Below are 24283 nucleotides of genomic sequence, written 5' to 3' on the forward strand. Positions count from 1 at the left end.
ATGAAACGAGGTTTGATCTCATGCTTGTCGAAAGGGCGAAACTATTCGCCAGCGCCGCCCACGCCGCGATCGGTCAACGAAGGCGTTACACCGATGAACCCTACATCGTACATCCAACCGAGGTGGCTGCAATGGTTGCCTCGGTAACCGACGACGAGGAGATGATCGCCGCCGCTTACCTGCATGACGTTGTTGAAGATACTCAAGTCACACATGCTATGATCCTGGAGTTCTTCGGTCCTTCCGTCGCGCAATTAGTAGAGGAGGTTACCGATATCAGCCGGCCGCAGGACGGCAATCGCCGAACACGCAAGGAAATCGACAGACAGCATCTCGCTAAAGCTTCTCCCCGCGCGAAGACCATAAAACTGGCTGATTTGATCAGCAACTCAACCAATATCATTCAACATGATCGATGGTTCGCCAAAGATTATATGCGGGAGAAAAAACTCCTGCTGGAAGTGCTGAGCGAAGGAGACTGCAGTCTCTATCAAAGAGCGCAAAACATCACCAACGAGTATTACGCTGAGCGGGAAGTCTATCGATTGTTAAGAAACGGTGAGCAAGGCATCTCATGATTCTCTCCACAAAGATGAGACGCGTCATTAAGCGATTTTCGATGTTTCATAACTCTTTGGGCTGAGATACCCATTTGTTCTGTGTAGCCGGGCCCGATTGTAATCCACTTCAATATATTCAAACATCGCTTCGCGCATTTCTTGCAGGGTTGCATACCGCTCCCCGTGAATCGACTCAACTTTCAGGGAGTGAAAGATGCTTTCTACACAGGCATTGTCATAGCAATTGCCTTTGCCACTCATGCTGCAGCGAAGCCTATGCGCCTGGATCAGCGTCATAGGCTTCTAAGCAATACTGGGAGCCTCGATCTGAGTGGACGATCACCCCCTTGGGTTGATGTCGACGCCACAACGCCATGCGCAAGGCGTCGCACACCAGCTCTGACTTCATGCGCGGACTCATCGCCCATCCTATGATCTGACGGCTGAACAAGTCCAACACTACCGCCAGATACAGCCAGCCTTCTTTCGTCCACAAATAGGTGATGTCGCCCGCCCACTTCTGATTAATGGCTGTCGCCTTAAAATCCTGCTGAAGAAGATTTTCCGCCACGGGCAGATTATGCCCGGAATAAGTGGTGGCTTTAAATTTTCTGGCCACCTTTACTCTCAAACCCTGGCGTGGCATGCTCTTGGTCACCATTTTACAGTTCGCCTGGACTCCCAGTTGCGCCAAGTCTTTGGTCAGCCGGAGTAACCCCTACGCTTTTTTAGCTTTCTTCACTTCACGTATTTGGCGAAGTACGCTGCGGTTTTTTTTAACACGGCAAGCTCTTTCGTCTGGTCAGCCAACTGACGCTTCAGGCGGGCGTTTTCCTGCGCTAACTGTGGCTCTGTTTCCCCTCGCTCCTGAGTCAGTCGCTCCTTATGGCGCCAATTGGAAAGTTGTGACTCGTGGAGACCTAATTGCCTTGCAGCGGCGCTCACGCCGATACGTAGAGCTAACGCCAGGGCTTCCTCCTTGTACTCGTCGGAATAACGTTGGCGAGATTTGGAGTTTCTGTTTGCTCATAGTTCACCTTAGTAGCGTAGTTTACTCGCTTAACAGGGTGTCTATCATTGGTGGGCAGGACCATGCCGGCTACCTTTCATGGTTTAAAAAATATGAGCTATGCCCCTGATTATCATGAAAAATGATGCTTAATCGCTTTTCAAATTTTAACTAACTTGGCAGAATCTCCCGTAACAAGGAATCTTCCCGCCGGCATGGAGCACGCTAAATCGTCGCCCTGTTGAAAGAGCTTGGAAGCCTTTTGAATCTGCTACTCACAAGGAGACGTTATGCATGGATAAGGCTGTTTATTTTATAAGCGGTCATCTCGATCTTACTCCACAAGAGTTCGAGCAACACTACGCACCCGCTATTGACCAGGCGCTGGAAAACCAAGCCAGCTTTGTTATCGGAGACGCCCGCGGCGCGGACAAACTGGCGCAAGACTACCTTTACGGCAAATCCAACGCGGTCACCGTCTATCACATGTTCGACACACCCAGAAATAACCCCGGATTTCCCACCCGAAGCGGCTTCACCTCCGATAACCAACGAGATAAACAGATGACCGCCGACTCTACCTGCGACATCGCCTGGGTCAGGCCAGGGAGGGAGAAGTCAGGGACGGCTAGGAATTTGGCGCGTAGACAATGTAGATAAGGTACTAGATGGCGGCGAATATATCGGTTTCTAGTCATGTTATTGGTCATCGGGACCCCTAGCGCAGAAGTTTTTAGGCAGTAATGGTCGTTTTGGCATATTTAATAAAGTGAAAAAGACGACAGGCTAAGCATGATTTTCTGAAATAGACGAAACCCAAACCTATACTGCTTTAAGGTGAAGTCTAAATTTTATGGAATGACTTTGTAGTGTTGTATGTGTCGATATATGTTTTTTATATATAAGTATAATTTTATCTTCTTTTTGTGTTGAAAGAGAATTATTTGGTTGTAATTTTGTCCCGTTAAGAATGAGGTATTTATAATGAACTACTTGCAAGAAGATCTTACGACAGAAGACTGTTTGATGATACAAGATACTATTTTAAATCATCGAGGGGATTCTAAAGGTGGAAGGATGATAACCAGGGGCGCTTTGCCAAGACAATCTTCCACGTATGCGACGCCTTTGGGTGAGATATACGAAGGAGATTATTGGGTTGTAGATAGAGAAAATGATTCTTGGCTTGTTCAGCTAGATCCGGGGATGCCAGAAATAACGGTGTTTGTGTTGTTCTATAGAGGTGGTTTATATGAGGTGAAGAGTCTTTATCGAAATGCTTCAACTCTGGAGTCCTTGGTGTATATAGAAAATATTGAGGATCGAGAGATAGTGGAACAGGTGGTAATAAAAGCGATCGATGAGCTAGGTCGAACGATGAGTTTTAAAGGAGAGTAGCAATGAGCTTTGGATTCGAGGAAGCGAAGGAAATAATAAAAAAAATAAATAGGGATGTTAGGGCTGGTAAGGCTGATCCATTATCTATTGAAGAAATAATGGATATAGTTGGGAAAACTTCAGGGGAGATTGTCGATAAGGTCGGTGCTGAGGGTAAGCCCTATTTACTTTATAGTGGCACTATGCCAAATGGTGAGGCCGCATATAATGTAATGTATGCTATGAGGAATGAAGGTGAGGCACTGGTCCTTTCGCAAAGCCATATTGGGAAGCTCGCGAATAATGGCGTAGTAAATAATGCTATTGAGTATGCTATTAAGAAGGAGTTGTTTAATGATCCATTAGTTAAGGATCTGAGTGAAAGTCAAAATAAGGCTTTTAAGGAAAAGATGAATGTTCTCCTCTATGGAACAGATCTTTCCGGTGCCAGAAGGATAAATAATAGCCTGTTTGATGTAGCTTGTGCAAAATTCGTTAGTGAGGCAGACGGGGACTTTACTCTAGTTTTCCCTGAGCTGCCAAAAGAAACGAGCGTATTTTCCGTTGCAGAGCTTCCTGCGCTACTTGAAAGTGGTAAGGGCAGAAATTTTAAAGTTGATGGCGTATCTATAAAAGAGCTCATTGACTTAGATGCCTCTCAGGGTCTAGATGCAGTTAAAAGAGCTGTGACTTCTAATTCGATAGCTATATATGGGGCATCAGGATTATTTACCGGGATCACAAAGGGGGATACTCACACTGAGCCGAACTATGATAAAAAGTATATTGAAAACTGGAAGGAGATAACTAATAAAATAAAAGATTCTGAGAGTCGTCTTCTAATAAAAAATATCGACGGTGTCGATGTTATTGTTCCGGATGGGAATATATTAATCTGGAATGAAGAGCAACTGCAGCATTATCGAGAGTTTTTAGAAAAAGCGTCGCCTGATGTTAAGGACGTTATATCTGGAAACTGGACAACACTTAAGGAGACTGGACTCAAGTTTGGAGGGAAAATACTTAAGTGTGTAGGGTTCGTTGGTGGTTTAGCAGCAAGTGGATTGGTGGCGGCGGAAGTTGGTGTTGCGATTGAGGCAGGGGACCATGAGAAAGCTCGCCAGATAATGGAAGAGTTTGCGATTGAGACTGCTGGATCGGAGGTAGGGTTTAAGATCGGAGCCATAGTTGGTGGGTTAGTGGTTGGCATCGCGGAACTATCTGGCCCATATGCAATTGCAGTCATAGGCCTGAGCGCTTTAGTCGGTGGATATTTTGGAGGTGAATATGCCGTCGAATTTCATACATGGCTAAATGAGTTGAGTGATGAATATAAAAGTGAAATTGTAAAGAGATATTCTGAGTTATTATTTGGCCCGGACTATTCAAAGGCCCCAGAGACAGCTTTGCAAGCATTGACCTTTGAATCTATTGGGAACAGTGTTCAGCTACTAAATGCGGACGCTAATGAAGTGATAGCCAAAGCTATGAGTAGTGAAGCTTGGCGATATGCATTAGTAAAACTAAACCCTTTTATCGTTGAAGGTGCAGACTATAAAAAACATAATGTTGATGGAATTTTAGATTTATATGACCCTAAAACAGGCTTAGGAAGTATTTCAGACGAATGGCTTAAGGTTAGAGCCAGATTTTTGACGATGAATACCCTTTATATAGAGTCCGGTGATACAGATGGAGTTTTGGACTTTGCGTTATTCGGTGGCTTCACTCATGTTGGCGGTGATTGGCACTTTGTTGACGATATGGGGAAAGAGCGGTATGAGCTTACACTGGACGGCCTGGATGGGGGCTTAAGTCCCACACGTGAATTTTATTTCAGTGGTACTGGTAATGATACGTACTCCGGTGGAGAGGGTGATGACTACCTGTTTGGCAATGCTGGCAATGATTCTCTGTCTGGAGGAGAGGGCATTGATTATTTGGAAGGCGGCGATGGCTCCGACACCCTCGAAGGCGGAGAAGGTTTCGACACCTATGTCTCGGATAGTTCCGATACGCTGAAAGATTCTGACGGCAAAGGAACCGTCAAACTGGAAGACACTACGCTTGTGGGTGGAACTCGCAAAGAAGATGATCCGGAGAATATTTATAAGAGTAAAGACGGCCGCTTTACTTATGAATTGAATGGATCGGTGCTTACCATCAACGGCGGCCTGACCATCAACGATTTCTCCAACGGCGATCTCGGCATTCGTTTGGAAACCGAGGAAGAGCCGGAGGAGCCGCCCGAGCATGATCCTGATAACTCTGTTGTGCGACGTGATCCGCTGGCGTTTGACTTGGATAACAGCGGCGCGGTCGAAACCTCCGCCCTCGCGGCTTCCACTACTTATTTCGATATCGACAGCGATGGCATCGCTGAAAGGGTCGGCTGGATCAACGCGCGGGATGGCCTGCTGGTCAATGACTTGAACGAGAATGGCTCCATTGATGATATCAACGAGCTGTTCGGCGGCGCGAATGTAGATGGATTTGAAGCTCTGCGAGTCGCTGGCGATGAGAATGAAGACGGCGTGATCGACGCTAAGGACGCCATCTATTCCAAACTGCAGGTATGGACTGACACTAACCAGGATGGTCTGAGTCAGGAAGGCGAGCTGCACTCTTTACAAGACCTGGGGATTGAAGCGATCAAGCTCGACCATGAAACGGTCGATAAAGACAGCAACGGCAACCGCATCATTGCAGAAGGTTCGATTATCCGTAACGGTGAAGAGGCGTACGCCGCCGCATTCGACCTGCAATTGGACAACCGCATCACCAAAGACCCCGGTTCCCACACTCTGAACCAAAGTGTATTGCAGGATTTGTTGCAGCGAGGCATTCAACTGCCGCTCCTGCGAGGTTTCGGCAGCGTCAAAGATTTACAAACGGTTTATGCACAGAACGAAACTACCTTGGCTTTGGTGCAATCGTTGGCTAATTCCGACGCTAAAACCGTCTACGACAACTTTGAAAAAGTGCTCGCGGACTGGTCAGGACTGACCGCACTGCGGGAGCAGGCGGGTCTGGATACCAGCAAGCCTCTGTCTACGCCGGAAAAATTGTGGATTCTGGAAAGCTTCTCTGGCCTATCCCAGTTCAAGGAAACCATAGAAAGCCAGTTCGCAGAAGGCAAGTCGCCCTATGTGAGCCGCATCAATACCAGTTACCTGAACGAGCGTTTCCATGCTTTGAGCATGCACTTCGCCAATCGCTTTTTGGCGCAGTCTGTGCTGGCGGACGCTTTTTCCGGCGCGTTGTATTCCATCAGCAGTAACAAAATGATGGTGACTGACGGGGAAAAACTGCAGGCGTCTCTGGCTGAGTACGCCAAAAATGTTAGCTCCAAAGACGACGCTGCGTTGCTTGCGCAGGTGTACAGCGCATTCCGCACGCAGTTGAATATTGATGAAAATGCAGTCGCAGCCCAGTTGCAGGGCCATGAAAACGCCTCCGTGTTTCATGATTTGCTGACCGGCGCGCTGCAGGACGTCAGCATTTGGAATAACAACTATTCCGGCTCGGAAGGCCACTCCTACATTATTGGTTCCGCAGGCGCAGACCGTCTGAACGGCAATGGCGGCGATGATGTACTGGAAGGTCGTGAAGGCAGTGACACGCTGACTGGCGGCAAAGGCTCAGATCGCATCGTCGGCGGCGTCGGCGACGACAACCTGCAAGGCGGTGAAGGCGATGACCGCTATGAATTCAGCGCGGGGGACGGCAGAGACGTCATCAACAATTCCAATGCAGCGGGCGAGGACCGGATTTACCTCGACGCCAGCATTGCCCAGAGTGACGTGCGCCTGACGCGTAATGGTCGCGATTTGCTGGTGCATATTGGCGAAGATGGTCAGGTTATTCGCGTCAGCAGCTACTTCAATGAAGATGGCGCTACGGGCTACGCGGTGGATTTGATTGAGTTTGCAGATGGAACCGTCTGGGATATCGCTACGGTTAAGCAGAAAGTACAGGTTCCCACTGACGGCGCTGATGAGCTTTGGGGTTACGACGCCGTTGACGATAACCTGAAAGGGTTGAGCGGTAATGACTCGCTGTATGGCCAGGCTGGCGCGGATACATTGAGCGGCGATGCCGGTGCAGACAGTCTCAGTGGCGGTGATGGCGACGATAAGTTGTACGGCGGCGAGGGCCTCGACACTCTCAGCGGCGATAAAGGCGATGATGTGCTGGTCGGAGGCAAAGATAATGACCGCTTATACGGCGGCGCAGGTAAGGATATTTATCAAATCGCTAAAGGCGACGGCCATGACACAATCTCGGAAGAATATTCTGAAACAGTGGTGGACCGTGTGGTCTTTGGCGCAGGCATCCTGGCGGAAAATACCGTATTGCTGCGTCGTGGCTGGGACCTTCTGGTCAGCATTGATGAGGGCGCGCAAACCGTTCGAATCAATAACTACTTCAATAAAGACGCCTCTACAGGATATGCCTTGGAATTCATCGAATTTGCAGATGGAACCCTTTGGGATATCGACACAGTTAAGTCGAAGGTGCTGATTCCTACCGAAGGCCAGGATGAAATCTGGGGCTATGACGCCACTGATGACAACCTGACCGGCCTGGCGGGCAATGACGTCATCCGGGGCCAGAAAGGCAATGACGTTATCGACGCTGGCGATGGCGCGGACAAGCTCTATGGGGATGAAGGCGATGATGTGCTGACTGGCGGCAAAGGCGACGACAGCCTTGATGGCGGCGCAGGCAGCGATACCTTCCACTTCAATCTGGGTGATGGGGCCGACACTATCATCGACCGCAATCATAGTGGTTCCGACATTAACACGCTGCAATTCGGACCGGGCATCAGCAAAGATGATTTCTGGGTGCGCCGCAGCGGCGATTCCCTGGTGCTGTTCCACAAGAATATGCAGGATCGAGTCACCGTCAGCCGATATTTCGAAAACGATGGTCTTGGCGAATACGCGTTGAGCCATATTCGTTTTGACGACGGCTCGGAACTGGACCTGGACGAGCTGAAAAAGCGCGCCATTCAGCCCACCGACGATAGCGATACCATCTATGGCTTCTCCACTAACGACGTGCTGAACGGCCTGAAAGGCAATGATGTGCTTTATGGCAAAGACGGCGACGACATCATTCTGGGTCAGGAAGGCGAAGATAGGCTGTACGGCGAGAACGGCCAGGATGAACTACAGGGCGGACTGGGCGAAGACTCACTGTATGGCGGCGCCGATAATGACCGCCTGTTCGGGCAAGAAGGCAATGACACCCTCTATGGCGGCGACGGTGATGATGACCTCATTGGCGGCGTCGGCGACGACCATCTGGAAGGCGGCGCCGGCGACGATAATTATTACTTCACCAAGGGCGATGGGAAGGACTCCATTTACGATAACAATGGAAAAATCACCATCTATGTCTCTGAGATCGAACTGGATGACGTGATCTTCCGACGTAATGGTCGCCACCTGGATGTATTGTTCAAACAGACCGATACCGACAAGATCACCATTCGTGACTATTACCCAGATTTTGGCGGCATCGCTGGACGCAGCATCGGCTTCTTCCTGCCGGGTTCTGGTTTGTCGCATTTGTTTTCCGCGGAAGATATCAATGCGAAGTCCATGGAGGCCACAGAGAAGGCGGACGTGATCTACGGCGATCTGAACGATAACCGTATTGACGGCTTGCAGGGCAACGATTTGCTCAATGGCGATCGCGGTAATGACGAACTGCTTGGCGGCGCCGGCAATGACCAGCTTTTGGGCGGCCATGGCGACGATACGCTGAACGGCGGCGTGGGTGACGATACCCTGACTGGCGGCGAAGGCGCCGATACCTATCTGTTCTCCTTAGGAGACGGTAAAGATGTCATTAACAACAATGACAGCAGCGGCGTTGACGCTGTGGTCTTCGACGCCAGTGTGGCCTCTGCGGACGTCCGAGTTTCCCGCACCAGTAATAACCTGCAGCTGGATTACGGCTCAGGCGATCAAGTGCTGGTGCATGACTTCTTCCGCAACGAAGGGACCACCGGCTACGCCATCGATGAAGTACGCTTTGCGGATGGAACCGTCTGGGATAAAGAAACCCTGCTGGATATGGCGTTGATCGGCGGCGACGGCGATGAAACGCTGATCGGCTACAGCACGGACGACATCCTGAGCGGCGCCGGAGGCGCGGACACATTACTGGGTAATGATGGCGCTGATAGCCTGTCCGGTGGCGCTGGCGCGGACGACTTGCAAGGCGGGGCCGGCAATGACGTGCTGGCCGGCGACGCTGGCGACGACAAGCTGGCGGGCGGCCTGGGCGACGACCTCTATCGCTTCTCCCGTGGCGATGGCAAAGACGTCATCACCGACGCCAACGGGACGGATCGCATTGAGTTCACCGATGTTGCCTCGACTGCCGTACGCGTGCGTCGTGAAGGCGGCAACTTGGTGATTAGCGTTCCCGGTAGCGATGATCAAGTCACGATCACTGGCCAGTATCTTGGCGAGCAATTGACGCCAGCGGCTTCCAGTGTGGAAAGCGTGACGTTCAGCGATGGCGTGACCTGGGATTTCACTGCATTGATGGCGCAGGCGGTTGTCGGCAGTGCGGATGCGGACGTGATTCAGGGCTTCAGTAACGGCGAAATCATCAATACGCTGGACGGAAACGACAAGGTTCGCGCCGGCGAGGGTGATGATGAGGTCGATGGCGGCGCTGGCGATGACGAACTATACGGAGAAGGCGGCGCAGATCTGCTTAAAGGCGGCCTGGGCGCGGACCGACTCGACGGCGGCGCGGGCGAAGATCGCTTATTTGGCGGCGATGGAAACGACACCTTGTTTGGCGGTTCTGGAAGCGATGAGCTGTCGGGCGAAGTGGGCGCGGATACGCTGCATGGCGGCGACGGCCAGGATCAATTGTCCGGCGGTCTCGGTAACGATGAGCTGTTTGGCGATAGCGATGCTGATGTTCTGTCCGGCGGCGAAGGTAATGACATGTTGCACGGCGGCTCCGGCGATGACGTACTGAACGGCGACGCCGGCGATGACAAGCTGTATGGCGATGGCGGTCAGGACGAACTTTACGGCGGCGCCGGTAAGGATGAACTGTACGGCTCCGGCCAACTGTTTGGCGGCGAAGGCGAAGACTTGCTGGAAGGCCAGGGAACGCTGGACGGCGGCGACGGTAATGACGAACTGCGAGGCCAGGGTTCCGACACCCTGTTGGGCGGCGCTGGCGACGATGTGCTGATCGCCAACACTAATACCTGGACGGACACGACGAACACCCTGGCGGGTGGAGCCGGCAATGACACCCTGTACGGCTCATTTGGCGACGACACCTATCTGTTCAACCTGGGCGACGGCCGTGACACCCTGATTGAGCGCAGAGAAGGCGAGGCGTTCAACAACGTTGAGCCGTCTTCCGATATTCTGAAGTTCGGTGAAGGCGTTGAGGCGTCCGACCTGTCATTCACGCGTCGCAGTAACGATCTGATTATCGAGCATAGCAATGGCGCGGATGGGGTCACCATCAAGAACTGGTATCTGGGTTCCACTGATCATTTCAAGGTTAATCAGTTCCAGTTCGCAGATGGCGTCGTTCTCACTGACGCGGACGTTGAAGCGCGAACGGTGACGCTGGGAACCGATGCGGGCGAAACCCTGACCGGATATCGCGACCTGAACGATGAAATCCATGCGGGCGGCGGCGATGATAAAGTCTGGGGCCGGCAAGGAAACGACGCCATCTACGGCGACGCCGGGGTGGATTACCTCGATGGCGACGAAGGCGACGACCGTTTGTTTGGCGGCGAAGGCGACGACAACCTGGTGGGTCGCATTGGCGACGACTATCTGGAAGGCGGCCTCGGCGACGACAGCCTGCAAGGTAACGAAGGCGCTGATGAGCTATATGGCCAGGACGGCGAAGACAGCCTTTTCGGCGGCGCCGGCGATGACTTGCTGGATGGCGGCGCTGACAAGGATTACTTCGAAGCTGGAGCCGGTAATGACAAGGTGTTCGGCGGCGCCGGAAACGATCAGTTGAGCGGCGACGCCGGCGACGATGAACTGACCGGAGGTGAGGGCGACGATAAATACGTCTATGGCCCGGGCGACGGTCATGACGTGATCTTTAATGGCGACGGCGGTTTCGACGGCGTGCTCTTTGTGGGCGGACTGAACGAAAGCCGACTGACGTTCAGTCGCGACGGCGATGATTTATTGATCGCCATTGATGACGGCGTCAATGACAGCGTGAGGGTCAAAGACCACTTCAAGGGCGGCGATTTCGCCATTGACTGGGTGCAGCCGGATGGCTCCTCCATGATTAATACCGCCAACATTAACAAGCTGGCGGCGGGTGGCGACCCTGACGACGGCGGTTCCAATGGCGAGTACGACAACGTCATGGAAGGCACGGAAGCCGGTGAACAGATTGCTGGCACCAACGGCAAGAACCTGATCCGAGGGCTGGGCGGCGGCGATACAATCTTCGCGTTCGGCGGCGATGACCGCATTGAAGGCGGCGATGGCGGCGACCACCTCTACGGCGGCAACGGTAGCGGCGTTGGATCTGGCAACGATGTGATTATCGGCGGAGACGGCAATGACGTGCTGGTAGGTGAAGACGGCGATGATCTGCTGTTTGGCGGCGCCGGGGACGATCACTACTACTACAAGGCCGGACAAGGCGTTGACGTGATTGACGCCAGCGGCGGCGGTTCCGATTGGGTGTTCTTCCTGGATGGACTGAACCGTTCTCGTCTCAGCTACCACCAGGACGGCGACGACCTGGTGATCCTGGTCGACGGCGATCTGGCGCAACAAGTGCGAGTCAAAGATCACTTCCTGGGCGGCGAACACGCTATCGCCTATGTTCAGCCGACTGACGGCGGCAACGCCATCAGAGCCAGCAGCCTGGTCGGTATGCTGACGCCAATGCCTGACGGCTCTGGCGGCGATAACGGCGACGGAACGGACAATGGAGGTGGAACCGATACCGGCGGTGATAATGGCGGTACTGACAACAATGGTGGAACTGACAACAACGGCGGAGACTCAGGAAACGGCGACGGAGAGACACCGCAGCCGCAACTGGGCGAAGACGACGTGATCAATGGCTCCGACGCTGACGACACCCTGATTGGCGGCTCCGGCGACGACACATTGTCCGGCGGTGCGGGCGACGATCTCCTGTTGGGCGGCGTCGGCGACGATGTCTATGTCTACACCGGCGGTCAGGATGTGCTGCGCGACGCCGCCGGCGTGGATACGCTGCGCTTTGGCGGCGGCATCACGTTCGGACAGGTGTCTTCCGGTCTGACTAAGGCAGGCAATGATCTGGTACTGAAAGTCAGTGGCGGCGGTCAGGTCACGTTGACGGATTTCTTCCTGGGTGGCGACGCTTTGGTGGAAAACATCGAGTTCGAAACCGGCGGCCAGATTTCGGCGCAGCAGATCTTTGGCGTGTTCGGCCTGTCCATACCCGCCGCCAGCGTCTACGACCAAACAGTGGACGGCACGCAGAATGGCGACAGCGCCTTGACGGCGGGAGACGGTCGCGATCTGGTTCGCGGTTTCAACGGTAACGACACTCTCAATGGCGGCAAAGGCGATGATTTGCTGATCGGCGGACGCGGCGACGATGTCTATGTGTTCAACGCTGGCGGCGGCAAGGACGTCATCGACAACACCGGCGGCGGCTTCGACACCCTGCGCTTTGAGGGAATCAGCTTTGGCCAGGTTTCCAGTGGGCTGCAGCGTAACGGCGATCACTTGACGCTAAATGTGAGCGGCGGATCGGATTCCGTCACCTTGAAGAACTTCTTCAAGGGCGGCGACCATGCGATCGACCGTATTGAGTTCGCCAGCGGCGGCCAAATCACCGGTGACCAGATCTTTGGCGTGTTCGGGATGAGCAATCCTGATTCGGACGGCTCTCCGAATTATTCCGGACTACCTGACGAGCGCGGGTTTGGCACAGTGACGATCGCGGAAGCGGGCGCGGACGTGATATTCGGCTCCTCTGACGGCGACCTCATCGACGGCGGCGCGGGAGATGATCATCTCACCGGCGGACGCGGCGATGACTACCTGATTGGCGGAGCTGGAAATGACACCTACCACTTCGCCGCCGGCGATGGTCGCGACACTATCAACGACTACGCGGGAGCAGGTGAGGATCAACTGCAGTTCGCTGCGGGCGTGGACGAGCAGAACCTTTGGTTCTCACGCGATGGCGAGGATCTGGTGATGGACCTGCTGGGATCGCAGGACCAAGTGCGGGTTCAGAGCTGGTTTGCGGATAATTCGCAGCAACTGGAAATGGTGCGCACTGACGATGCAGTGATTGATGCAGGGCGGATCGAGCAGTTGGTGTCGGCGATGGCCGCATTCGACGCGCCGGTCGGTGGTGAAATCACGCTGTCTGAAGAGCAGCAGAGTCAGGTGAACGCGGCGATCGCCGCGTCCTGGCAAAGCGCTTAATGGCTTAAGACGGAGGGGGCGGCTGAGTTTGCCCCTGACGTCGAACGCCTCCAGCATTGCTATGATAAAACCGCGGCGCAACGCCGCGGTTTGTTTATGCGTCTGATTAATATAATGGCTTTCCCCTGTGACATCGTCATTGTCGTAGGAGCCGCCGCAGTTAAACGCGGCTGCCGCAACTGAATCCTCACTATCGCCATCCTCACTATCGCCTTTAATTACGATCTTCGCCGAAGTTTCCTCAATGGATGAGTTGCCTTTACAGATTAACGCAGCCACAACTTCCTTGCTGCGCGGGGAACGCTATCTATGTTCTTGTGCTGGCATGAGCAATAGTGCTTTTTACCGAAAAGTGCGCGAATACGCTGAATTTCACCGTGTTTGTGGCGCCTAAATGCTACGCTTATGGTATAGTTGCGCAGATTTTTTTGCGCCATGCGGCGCGATATTTAACGACGATGCAGGAGTAGATGAACAATGAAAGGCGCTGGCGGAACCTCCGGTGGAGTAGGGCAGTTTTTTATCGGATTAATCATGCTGTGCGGCGGGTTGTACATGTTGTTCAACTCTATCGTCGTCTCATCAAGCTTCGGCATGGGCATGCGTTTGTACGGCTTCAATGCGTTTGGCGGCCACTGGGGCATTACCTCCGGCATAGTGATGATTCCTTTCATGTTCGGCGTAGGTCTGATCTTTTTCAGCGCGAAAAACATTCTTGGCTGGATTTTAACGATAGGCTCGCTGACGGCGCTGGTGTTTGGCGTTATTTCCTCCATCCACTTCAGCATGCGCTCCATGACAGCGTTTGAATTGATTGTGATACTGGTTTTGGCGGTGGGTGGATTGGGATTGTTTTTGCGCTCTTTGCGTAATCTGGGCGGGGATTGATTCCCGCAAACAGAACTCGTTATACCCAATGTAAGGCGTCTCAATAGAGGCGTTTTTTTTATTGTCCGTCCAAATTTAGAGCCTGTAGATTCCCATCTTAATTTCCTTAGCCTGCTAATAGCTATTAACATGGCAATGATATTGGCATGTTAATAAAAAGGCGCATGGATGCGCCTTCGCGGCGGCGAGCCGCGGGAGACAGGGACTGACATGTGCAGGCCCTGTCGTTGCAGACAAATAGAAGGAAGCTATTTGTCTGCCTGATTAATACCTTCCTGAGCTTGTGCGTCGGCGCGTAAATTTCATGATGCGGATCAAGCCGCTAACACTTATTAAGATTCTGTTACAGCATAAAAATGGTTGATATTTAACCGGTGATCTATGCTTTTAATGGGTTTGACAGGCGTTAGTAGGTGTTATTTATGGCGGTTGGCGCTTTTTCCCGCTTCTTCTCCTTTCGTTTTAACAGCATCGGTTTCCGGGTTGCGGCTTTGCTATTGGTCACCGCCGTCATTGTGTCCGGCGCCTTTTCTTTTACCCGGAGCGGCATGTCGTCGGTGCGAGACCGGTTTTCGCACCTGATAGAAACCGTTAATCGTTCCGGCGATCTTGCTGATGAGTTGGCGGTTAACTATCTCATTACTACCAAAGGCGTAAACAACATTCTGTCCGTTAACCAGGTGAACGAGGTGCGCGCCAAGCACGAGACGATCAAAGCGCTTACGCCCGGTTTTATGGAGAATGCGTCGCTACTGGCGGAGTTGTCGCCCTCCACGCGGGAACAAGTGGGCTTACTGATAGCTCATCGTAACGAGCTGGACAGGTTGGTGGACAGTATCGTCAAGCGTCAGATCGACGCGATTGAGCTGGAACAGCGCAATGTGGCCGCTCTCGCTGCGTTCCGGGCGGAAGGGGACAAGATTTCCAAAATGCTGGCGGACATGATTTCTCTTATCAACATGTTTGAAAGCGACTATCCGGTGGTGATTGAAGCGCAGAATTTGAAGCAGACGATTTTGAGTTTGCAGATAGCGGTGACGCGATACACATCGGAGAAAGACCGCAGTGTGATGAAAAAGCTGCAGGTTGAGTTCGACGATGGCGTCAAAGAGGGAGTCGCGACGTTAGAGACCCTCAAACGCATGGTGGAGGACGAAGCGACCTTGGCGGATATCGATGATATCTATCGGGAATATGACGCCTGGATCAAAAAGCTGCAGGAGGAAAATGATATCTTTAATGCATACCTGCTGCGTCTCAATAATCGGGATCAGGCCATCAAACTCGCCAACGACAGTGATGCGATCATCACTGACATGAACTCGGCGATTACCCGGATTAATCAGATCACTGGAGATCTGGTGGCTCAATCCAGCGAGGAGACCAATCAGGTCGTGGACAGGGTGAATCGCGCCATTGGCTTCGGCGCTATCGGCTCCCTGATATCCTTTGTGCTGGTGTCGATCATTATTCTTAATGTGGTGATTAAACCTATCAAGGCTATTACGCGGCGTGTAATGGATATCGCCGAAGGAGAGGGCGACCTGACGCAACGGGTAGAGGTTGGCAGCAAGGGAGAGATCGCGGTGCTGGCGTCTTATTTCAATGCGTTTATCTGCAAGATACAGGATGTCATCGTCAGCATTCAGTCCGCCAGCGAGAGCATGAAGGACAACATCAGCGAGCTGGATAAATGCGCGCACAACACCTCTGACGTCAGTCAGCGTCAGCGTAATGAATCCGTATTATTGCGGGAGGATATGGAATCTCTGTCGCAATCGGTGGATACGGTTTCGAAGTTTTCGCAAGACTCCATCCAACTCGCGGAACAGGCCAATCAGATCGGCGAAAAAACCAAAAACCTGGTGGTGGACTCCATAGAGTCTATCGAAGGACTGGCTACGGATATCAGCCAGGGCGCTGAAATTATCAAGGAGCTGGGTTCCGAAATTGAGCAAATCGACTCGGTCGTCAGCGTAATTCGCGCTATCGCGGAGCAAACCAACTTGCTGGCGCTCAATGCCGCTATCGAAGCGGCAAGGGCGGGAGAACAGGGTAGAGGTTTCGCCGTGGTGGCGGACGAAGTGCGCTCTCTCGCCTCGCGGACTCAGGACAGCACGGCGGATATTCAGGCGATGACGGAGAAGCTGCAGGAAGGCTCAAAAAAAGCCATCAGTTTTATGAATAAAAGCCAAGTGAAAGGGGGCGCCACGGTGGAAGAAGCCCGCGCCACCGGCGCACATTTGGATGAAATGGCGCAGGCCATTGAGCGAGTACGGAACATGAACAGCGAAATCAGCACGGCGGCGATTGCTCAGATGAAGCTTGCCCTGGGCGTAAATGATCGTATTCGGCTGGTGGATGAGATAAGCCTGGAAACCGACAAGGAAGCCCACCGTAGCGCCGAAAACAGCGAACGTCTGAGCAACTTGAGTGAACAGCTGACGCAATTGGTGCGTAAGTTTCGCATCTAGAATGTTATTGCGGATTGCTTAAAAGGAAAGATATTAAATATGTTTATCTCCTCTTTCAGAGGGGGTAGGGAGGCTTATATGTTCAACTTATTTAAAAGCTGGCGCGAAAAGCATGAGTCGGAATTTGAGAAGCATCATCCTTACCTAAAACAAATATATATAGGGGTGGCGTTGACAAAGTTTCGTGTAAATGAATTGAGGGAAAATCTGAATATTCCAAGGTTTGGAGAAAAGAATAGGAAAGTTAATGCTTTTTACTTGGGCTCCATTGAGGGGGATATTCGAAAGTATTTTGATATGACTAATATATCCATGCCTCAGCTTATGGAGCTTATGATTCTGAGCGCGGGTTACTCTGCGATAAGAGATAGGGAGGTTAACAGTGACGCTGAATGGGGGGCTATGATAAAAGAGCTTCAAGAGGCTTTTGAAAATGAACTGGATTGGTATCGAAAAAGAGGCTTGGGGTTTTCAGGCCTATTTGATGAAGATCCTGAAGAAAACTGGGATAAATTTGTTGATAGGATATCAGAGTGAGCATTTTGGATATGATTTTTTAATAGTGGCACCACATAGATTTTGCGCATGGGAAGCATGCAAATGAAATTTTTTTGGAATTAGTTCTGATCTTAATATGACTAGATATATCCTTATGGAGAGTGATAGCGAAAATCTTCAGTTTCCCCTGTCCTAATGGATTGTACTAGAATTTTTTGTCGGTGCATATAAACCCAATAAGGAATAGTCAAGGGAGACTGTATCTAATAGTTTTCCTCTATATTATATAGTGCGCTTGCTCGCATGTTGAGGTCGTATGTTGTAATCGCTCGCCGGCTGGGGTATATCTCTGCGTCAAATCCGCCTCGGTAGTCAATCCATGAAGAAACTTCTTGCTCTGATGAGCGGCGTTTTGCTGCTTGCCTCTTTTGTTCAATCCGCTTCCGCCGAATGGTTCAGTAAAGACTGGAATGGCATGGGTACAAAAATTCGCGCGGAGGTCTGGGTGGAAGAAGGCGGCTCCGCTGAAGCGGAAAAAGCCTTTGCGGCGGTAGATCAGGAATTTGATCGTATTGAAGCATTGATGAGCGTGTACATCGACAGCAGCGAAGTGTCCAAGGTGAATCGGCTTGCTGCTAAACAGGCGGTGGTTATCACGCCGGAACTGTTTCATTTGATTGAAAAAGCGCAGCGGGTGTCTGAGCTGAGCGATGGCGCTTTTGATATTACTTTCGCTTCCATCGGCAAGTTCTATAACTATCGCGAAGGACAGGCCCCAGACGATAAGCAAATTGAAGAAAACCTGCCAGCCATCAACTACCGATGGATAGAAATGGACCCGGCGGCGCTCAGCATTCATTTTAAAGATCCCAGAGTCACCATTGATCTGGGGGGGATCGCCAAGGGCTACGCCGTAGATAAGGCGATCGAAAAGCTTGCGGGCCTGGGCGTTCAATATGCGCTGGTGAGCGCGGGAGGGGACAGTCGTCTTTTGGGGGACAAGCATGGCCGGCCATGGATCGTCGGGGTGAAAGACCCGCGTCTGGAGGAGAAAAACGCTGTCCTTATACCTCTGGAAAACACGGCAATGTCCACTTCTGGGGACTATGAGCGTTTTTTTATTCATGATGGCGTGCGGGTGCACCACATCATTTCTCCCAAAACCGGTAAGTCTGCGGAGGAATCTCAAAGCGTGACCGTTATCGGCCCGGACGCCACCACTACCGATGCGCTTTCCACTACGGTTTTCATTCTTGGTGCGAAAAAGGGGCTGGAGTTGATTGAAAAGCTGCCAGGAATTGATGCGATTATTATCGACCGTCATCGCAAAATGCATTATTCATCGGAACTGCAACCGCCGACAGCTGAATAGTCGCTGGAAATACGCCGCCGGAATGACGGCCGGTCATCATAAAAAAGGGCCCATTGGGCCCTTTTGCGCATACCGTCCGGTAATGATGAACTTAGCCGATAGTGCCGTTCACGATGGGTTGAAACGCAGTCAAACGGTCCAGGTCGGAAGATGAGCCAAGGCCGTGCTGCTGAAAGCCCGGGGTGGAGGAGAACTGGTTTTGCTCGTCATGTAACGCCATATAGTTAAGCACCACAGTGTTCACCAGCAGGTTCACGTTATTGGCGGCTGGGCTGGAGGCGGTTTCCACAGAGGCGTCAGCACGCATATGGCCAATCTGGCGATGCCTCTCCTGTTGCTCTATCGAGGACCCCAACAGCGTGGGACGGCCGTTCGGGTTGTAAACCAGGAAAAACGACGCAGCGGTGGAAGAGTTGTCGCCGGTCCATTCGCCTTTACCGCGTCCATCCGCAGAGTCGTCAATACGGCCGTTACTGGCCACTGATCCGTCACTGAATACATACATCATCAGAGGGATACCCAGACGCGCAGCGTACTCCAGACAGGCTCCCATGCAGCGTCCTGCGCGTAGGTCGCGTCGTTCGCCCGTGGCGCGATCGCCGGTGTGATAGTCAAAGCCGCCCATGGTGATGGTGCCGGCGCCAGCATAACCGTTCAGCACCATCTTCATTACTGAAGCGGTTTTTCTGAACTCGCCGTCGCTATCGAATTCAGCCTGGGAGAATATGCCGGACGGGCCGACAATATCAGTATCAAGCGCTGGATTCAGCGAAGCGGGGTTGCCAAAGCGATCCGCCAGATCGGCGCTTTTCAAGTAGCCGCAGTCCACCAGTTTCTTTACAACCTCATCGGTGGTGACTACGCCGGTTTTCTGATCGCTGATACGGTATATGGCTTCCATCACCGCTACCGCGTCGGACTGGTCCAATAGACCGACAAGATCGCCCACATCCACCAAGCCTGTTACATCGCTGGGGCGGTCCACTTTGGTTGGGCGCACTTTGGGATTCATCAGCATCGCCGGGGCCATGGAGTTGCCGCCGGAATCGGAGCTGCTGGAGCCAATCAGCGAGACCAGCGAACCATCCGCGCCGGCGTTGTAGATCCCATACATGGGATTGTGCGGGTTGTTGCCGGTATCGTTGTCCGAACGCGCAGGAATGACCGCGCCGTTGACAAAGCCGCGAGTAGTGGCCTGGGTTTTCTCCAGAATGCCGCGCAAAAATGCGCTGTCGGAGTGAAACGCCAGTCCCAGTTCCTGGTTGACGAAGCCGCCAGGAATGCCGGGAGAGCTACCGATGGCGGGGGTTATGTCGCCGGGTAGGCCGAGTTTGCTGTAACCCGCCGTGCTGAGAAAGTCCAACTGACCGCCCTGCTGTCCGACCAGGACGTTGGAGCCGGAAATGTTGGCGCCTCCCGCAAGATCGAAGCAGATGAATGGAATTTTTCCTGCGCCTTGTACCGCGATGCCGCAGGAAGATTTCAGCGACTCCAAATCCGAAGACAGTGCTGCGTGCGCCGCTTTTGGATTGGCGAAGAGACCCAGTATGGAAGTGCCAAACATGGTTCCGGCGCCGGCCATAAAGCCCTGGGCGATAAAGTCCCTGCGGGTGACCGGGCGTTTGTGATCCGGATGAAACAGCGGCTCGTCGAGGCCGTAAGGTCCACGTCTTCTTGCCATGATAAAACCACCTCTATCGAAATGTTTGCCGTTGATCGTTTAACTTATTGCACCAGCATCGTTGCGCTACCCAGTACGGCGGCGCAGCTTGCTTTGACAACTGTTTCGGTTCTGTCTGCGGAGCATCCGCCGCCGCATGCAACCAGTTTGTCGATCAACTGATTCAATTCGGCTCTAACATCGGCGCCGTCCGGTTGTGACGCCAAGTTTACACCCATGCCTTTATCCAACAGTGGGTCAATGACCAAGTCTCTTCCCGCGCCGGAGAAAGCGCTGGAGGCGCTGGCGTTGAAATCAAAGCCAGGGAAGAACGCGCTGCGCAGTGTGCTGTTCTCCACCAGGGCGTCGCAATACTGGATCGCCAACTGGGTGACTCCCATTTGATGCGACGCCAGGAACGTGTTGATGTTCTCGACAGTGGGCAACTGCTGCTTCACCGTTTCAAAGGTAGATCGTACACCAGGGTTGGAGGTGCTGACGCCGGTGATAGCGGACATGGTTGCGTTGATTTCGTCGAAGTTACGCAGGCCGATTTCAGGAACTGGATCGCCGTCGGCAGGAGCCCCGGGCGGTGTTGGTTCGGCTTCAAGAAACACGTGACTGTTAGACCCTAACAACTCGAAGGTCAGGAAGAACTCATCTTCTTCTGGCCCTTTTTCCAGGGCGATGATGGTGCCTCTGTCGGACATGACCTGCCCGTTGTCTGGGGTATAGCTGGTTTCGTTCAGCGAAATGTCCATGTTCTTATAGGCTTGTCCAACGGTGACTTCACGGCCGTTCATGCCAAGGCGCATGCCTTTGACGGGAATGTTTGAAGGCTCTACGTCCGGGTCAAGGCTGATAAAGAACGGCGCGTTGAACAGATAACTGTAGCTGTCGAACTGGCTGACTTCGAACACGACATAGCTTTGCGGTACATCGATAAGGTGAGAGGTTCCAAACAGCAGGTAGAATTTCTGGCCGACGCCAGCGTCAAAATTCTGCGAAATCTGATCCTGCGTTAAGGCGCGATTATGCACCGCCACCATTCGGATGGTTCCTTGCCAGGGGCGATTATTGGAGGCTTCATTGCCCAGTACGAAGGCGAAGGTATCGTCCCAGTCGTTCAAGTTTCCTGAGGTCGTCATGTCCTCGTCGTCAGTGAACTCGCCGTTTACATAGATGCGGCGTCCGTTAGCCGGGCTGTAAGTGGCGACCACATGTTGCAATGTGGCCTGCAGGTCTTCGTCATTGTTGTCTGTGACCAGAGCGGGTTCGCCATTCTGATCTGTCTCGCTGGTGCGGTTCAGGAAGCTGTAACTGTACAGAACCTGTCCCAACGTAAAGTTACGGGCGTTGACGCCGGCGGAATAACTGATGATGCGCGCAGGACCTTCCTGTGTAACGTTGCCGGGCGCGACCCAGGCTTCTATCGTGTATTCGCCGGTCGCTTTGATCAGGTCGTGCAGCTTCTTGCTATTAGAGGTGGCGCCTTGCGCCTTACCGCCGTTAAGCTTGATGCCCCAGCCGCCGACCCACTCTACGTCGTTGCTCAAAGTCAGGTTCAGTGCGGGCTCAATACCACTGGTGTCATAGGCGGTGACGCCTTCACCAGTTTTGAATTCGTACAAGGCGATAACATTTTGCTCGTAACGGCCGCCGCTGTTCGCCGCCAGACCATCCGTCAGGTTGAGCGCCTTACTGGCGACCAATTGCGGATCAATCTGGTCAGGGTCGATGGCGCTGGACAATGCGTTTACGGCCTCCAGCATTTGCGCTGCGTCATTGGCGCAGGAGCCGGACCAGCAGTTGTGGAACTCGTCGCGCAAACGCACTACGAAGCGTGAGTTGGCTGGTGTGCCCAGATCAATTTTGCTTTTCGCTGCGGCATAGGCGGAATCCACTTCAGCGGCTGCGAAGTAGGGGGATTGCGGAATCGCTGCGCTTTCCCGGTGACAACCTGCGCAATTCGCGGTCAGCAGTGGGTAAAGGGTAGAACTGAACAGTGCGGAGTCAGAGGGGAAGTTCTTGGTTTCGCCGGGATCTTTGTCCGCAGGGGCGATCAGATCAATTTTCTTGGTGTCGCCGGAAGCGCCGCCAGCCCAGTCGCTAATGTACTTGGTGATCAGCTCGCCGCAGATCTGTACGCTGCTTTCCCAGCAATTGTGGCCTTCGAGCACTTTCGAGACCATGCGGGATTGCGAGGGGTCGCTGAGATTGACGACTTTATTCGCTTCAGAGTAAGCGATATTTATGTCGTCTTTGTGCACGAACATCGGGGTCTGACCGCCAGAAGTATGACAGCCGCCGCACCGGTTGGTGGGAGAAAGTTTGTCCCACAGACCGAGCTTAAACTGTTGCACGTCGTCCGTCGCTGGGGCTGGGCCGCTATAGTTGCCGCCTTGCCCGGGACGATTTGTATTTGGCAGGTTCTCATTGGAAGCTCCGCTATTGCCGCCGCAACCGCTGAGCAGAATGCTGACCGCGGCGATCGCAATGGCGACCGCTCTTATTATCTGCTGTTGTATTGAGCTCATGGTATTCACAGTCGTAATCCGATTAAGAATTCTTGTTTAGTGAAACAGGCAGCCTGTTTCACTCGCCCATGCAATATGCGGCTGATTCAGCGAACACTCGCTTCATTTTGTAGCCGCTGGCTTTGAATGAAGAAACCATTGTGCTGATCTGATTTCTGTCTGCGCTGTTAATCGGCGACCGCAGGCAAACGGTGCGGAAGACGTTTTTGACTTGGCACTGAGCAAAGGCCTCTGAATGCGCAAGCTCCATACCCATGCTTTTCGCTCCCTGGCCTGATCCGCTCAGACTACCGTCCCAGCCCAGCAGGCTGTTTTGTCCTGCGCGCCAGTAGTTGTCCCAATGATCGTCCGGGGTGACGTAACCGTACTCGAAGGTAGTGGAGTTGATATGATACTTGCCTTGTACGCGAGTGCCCGTATCCGGGTCCGTCATGCCTTCTGCGTTATATAACAGCACTCCGTTTTCGCCGTCGGGGTCGGCGTCCATATCATATTCGTACTCATAATAAGCGAAGGCCTGCGCCATAGGATCCATGCCGCTGTGACAGCCTACGCAGTTGTTAAGGAATATTCGGCTGTCTCCGCCGGGGCTGCGCGATACATCCTGGCGAATACGGTCAGGAGAACGGGTGATATCTTTTACTTGCTCCAGATCGTTGCAAAGATGATTCATCAAGGTGAATCGGAACATGGCGCGGTTGGTGCCGCCGCTGAAGAAAGCCTTGGCCGCTGCGCGAGTGGTCATGACGCCAGCAGTGGCGTCGGCGGGCAGCGCTTGAGTTGTATGCACTAAGTCGTCTTTCAGGCTGGCGCCCTGAATTTCCAGAAATTCGTAATGAGCGTTATTCGCTAAAGAGTAGGCGGGCGCTCCCAGACTGCTTTTTCCGACATAAAGGTGATTGCCGTACAGCACTTCCCGAAAGTCTATCCCCAGAACCTCTTCATCCCGAATCATTCCGACGACGGTGGCGGTATAGTCGTTCAGCGGCACAAATAATGACTGCGCCTCATTGGTCCAGGGCGCAACCATGTTTTTCAGAGTCACGTCATAAAAATTTTTGTTTTCCATTGCTGTGTAAGCGGCGGCGATGGGGTCGCCGGAGGTTATATCACTGGCCATGTCGTTAAGGACCGCTTCGCTGGGCGGCACTCCTGCTATACGGTCATGGATTCTCTTGGCCTGTTCCCTGGGGCCTGCCTCTGCTGCAGTAGATAGGGTTAAAGCCAGTGAGAGTAGAGATATAACGCAACGCTTAACCTGTCTGCGCTTATTATCTATGGGAGTTAGACTACTCATATTTTATATTCTCCTGCAGCTCTCGTGCAGTGCGCTTAAAGGAATGGTTAGGTGATAATTAATATTAATTGATAAAACGACAAATATTAAATGTTCATATGTTCTATGAAAAATGGCCTATACACAGAACTGGTCA

At 52.7% G+C, this 24283-nt stretch carries 11 protein-coding genes and 1 pseudogene; 8 read left to right on the forward strand and 4 right to left on the reverse strand.

The genetic code is table 11. The annotated features are described in order from the left end of the window. The first annotated feature begins 20 nt into the window (after nt 1-20). Complete coding sequence (locus HCH_RS11675; RefSeq protein ID WP_011396441.1) at nt 21-578, forward strand: HD domain-containing protein; 558 nt, start codon at nt 21-23, stop codon at nt 576-578. Between the two features lie 27 nt (nt 579-605). Here HCH_RS11675 and HCH_RS33070 read toward each other — a convergent pair. After that, nucleotides 606-1583: pseudogene (locus tag HCH_RS33070) on the reverse strand (IS3 family transposase); the annotation flags it as partial. Nucleotides 1584-1863: 280 nt separating this feature from the next. On the opposite strand from HCH_RS33070, the gene HCH_RS11695 reads away from it, so the two are divergent. The 7 genes from HCH_RS11695 to HCH_RS11725 all read left to right on the forward strand — a co-directional run bounded on the left by HCH_RS11695 (nt 1864) and on the right by HCH_RS11725 (nt 18653). Further along, nucleotides 1864-2229, forward strand: coding sequence for a hypothetical protein (locus tag HCH_RS11695; RefSeq protein ID WP_011396445.1), 366 nt, complete (start codon nt 1864-1866; stop codon nt 2227-2229). Nucleotides 2230-2553: 324 nt separating this feature from the next. After that, nucleotides 2554-2967 carry a hypothetical protein gene (locus HCH_RS11700; protein ID WP_041598594.1) on the forward strand — a complete coding sequence of 138 codons (414 nt, stop codon included), beginning with the start codon at nt 2554-2556 and terminating at the stop codon, nt 2965-2967. A gap of 1637 nt (nt 2968-4604) precedes the next feature. Next, nucleotides 4605-13421, forward strand: coding sequence for a calcium-binding protein (locus HCH_RS34740; protein WP_274377839.1), 8817 nt, complete (start codon nt 4605-4607; stop codon nt 13419-13421). Nucleotides 13422-13898: 477 nt separating this feature from the next. Beyond that, nucleotides 13899-14309, forward strand: a complete 411-nt coding sequence (locus HCH_RS11710; RefSeq protein WP_011396448.1) for a hypothetical protein — start codon at nt 13899-13901, stop codon at nt 14307-14309. A gap of 422 nt (nt 14310-14731) precedes the next feature. After that, the gene (locus HCH_RS34215; RefSeq protein WP_011396449.1) at nt 14732-16783 is read left to right on the forward strand and encodes a methyl-accepting chemotaxis protein; all 2052 of its coding nucleotides are present in this window, start codon (nt 14732-14734) and stop codon (nt 16781-16783) included. A 39-nt stretch (nt 16784-16822) separates the two neighbouring features. Continuing rightward, a complete protein-coding gene (locus tag HCH_RS11720) occupies nt 16823-17320 on the forward strand; it encodes a hypothetical protein (RefSeq protein ID WP_041598596.1) in 498 nt (165 codons plus the stop codon). Nucleotides 17321-17660: 340 nt separating this feature from the next. Beyond that, entirely contained in the window at nt 17661-18653 is a 993-nt protein-coding gene (locus tag HCH_RS11725; RefSeq protein ID WP_011396451.1) for an FAD:protein FMN transferase, read from the forward strand. A gap of 91 nt (nt 18654-18744) precedes the next feature. On the opposite strand, the gene HCH_RS11730 is transcribed toward HCH_RS11725, so the two are convergent. Genes HCH_RS11730 through HCH_RS11740 form a run of 3 tightly spaced genes read right to left on the reverse strand, consistent with a single transcriptional unit; the run spans nt 18745 to nt 24147 of the window. Next, nucleotides 18745-20334, reverse strand: a complete 1590-nt coding sequence (locus HCH_RS11730) for a hypothetical protein (protein ID WP_011396452.1) — start codon at nt 20332-20334, stop codon at nt 18745-18747. A gap of 44 nt (nt 20335-20378) precedes the next feature. Continuing rightward, entirely contained in the window at nt 20379-22850 is a 2472-nt protein-coding gene (locus HCH_RS11735; RefSeq protein WP_011396453.1) for a LamG domain-containing protein, read from the reverse strand. A 58-nt stretch (nt 22851-22908) separates the two neighbouring features. Further along, nucleotides 22909-24147 (reverse strand): hypothetical protein, encoded by a 1239-nt coding sequence (locus HCH_RS11740; protein WP_011396454.1) that lies wholly within the window; start codon nt 24145-24147, stop codon nt 22909-22911. Between the last annotated feature and the right edge of the window lie 136 nt (nt 24148-24283).

Origin of the sequence: Hahella chejuensis KCTC 2396, assembly GCF_000012985.1 — a bacterium.
GTDB lineage: Bacteria > Pseudomonadota > Gammaproteobacteria > Pseudomonadales > Oleiphilaceae > Hahella > Hahella chejuensis.

What these genes read in the sequence shown, in the direction of transcription:
- HCH_RS11675 (WP_011396441.1), top strand. Translation starts at nt 21, where the DNA reads ATGCTTGTCGAAAGGGCGAAACTATTCGCCAGCGCCGCCCACGCCGCG.
- HCH_RS11695 (WP_011396445.1), top strand. Translation starts at nt 1,864, where the DNA reads ATGGATAAGGCTGTTTATTTTATAAGCGGTCATCTCGATCTTACTCCA.
- HCH_RS11700 (WP_041598594.1), top strand. Translation starts at nt 2,554, where the DNA reads ATGAACTACTTGCAAGAAGATCTTACGACAGAAGACTGTTTGATGATA.
- HCH_RS34740 (WP_274377839.1), top strand. Translation starts at nt 4,605, where the DNA reads ATGAATACCCTTTATATAGAGTCCGGTGATACAGATGGAGTTTTGGAC.
- HCH_RS11710 (WP_011396448.1), top strand. Translation starts at nt 13,899, where the DNA reads ATGAAAGGCGCTGGCGGAACCTCCGGTGGAGTAGGGCAGTTTTTTATC.
- HCH_RS34215 (WP_011396449.1), top strand. Translation starts at nt 14,732, where the DNA reads ATGGCGGTTGGCGCTTTTTCCCGCTTCTTCTCCTTTCGTTTTAACAGC.
- HCH_RS11720 (WP_041598596.1), top strand. Translation starts at nt 16,823, where the DNA reads ATGTTTATCTCCTCTTTCAGAGGGGGTAGGGAGGCTTATATGTTCAAC.
- HCH_RS11725 (WP_011396451.1), top strand. Translation starts at nt 17,661, where the DNA reads ATGAAGAAACTTCTTGCTCTGATGAGCGGCGTTTTGCTGCTTGCCTCT.
- HCH_RS11730 (WP_011396452.1), bottom strand. Translation starts at nt 20,334, where the DNA reads ATGGCAAGAAGACGTGGACCTTACGGCCTCGACGAGCCGCTGTTTCAT.
- HCH_RS11735 (WP_011396453.1), bottom strand. Translation starts at nt 22,850, where the DNA reads ATGAGCTCAATACAACAGCAGATAATAAGAGCGGTCGCCATTGCGATC.
- HCH_RS11740 (WP_011396454.1), bottom strand. Translation starts at nt 24,147, where the DNA reads ATGAGTAGTCTAACTCCCATAGATAATAAGCGCAGACAGGTTAAGCGT.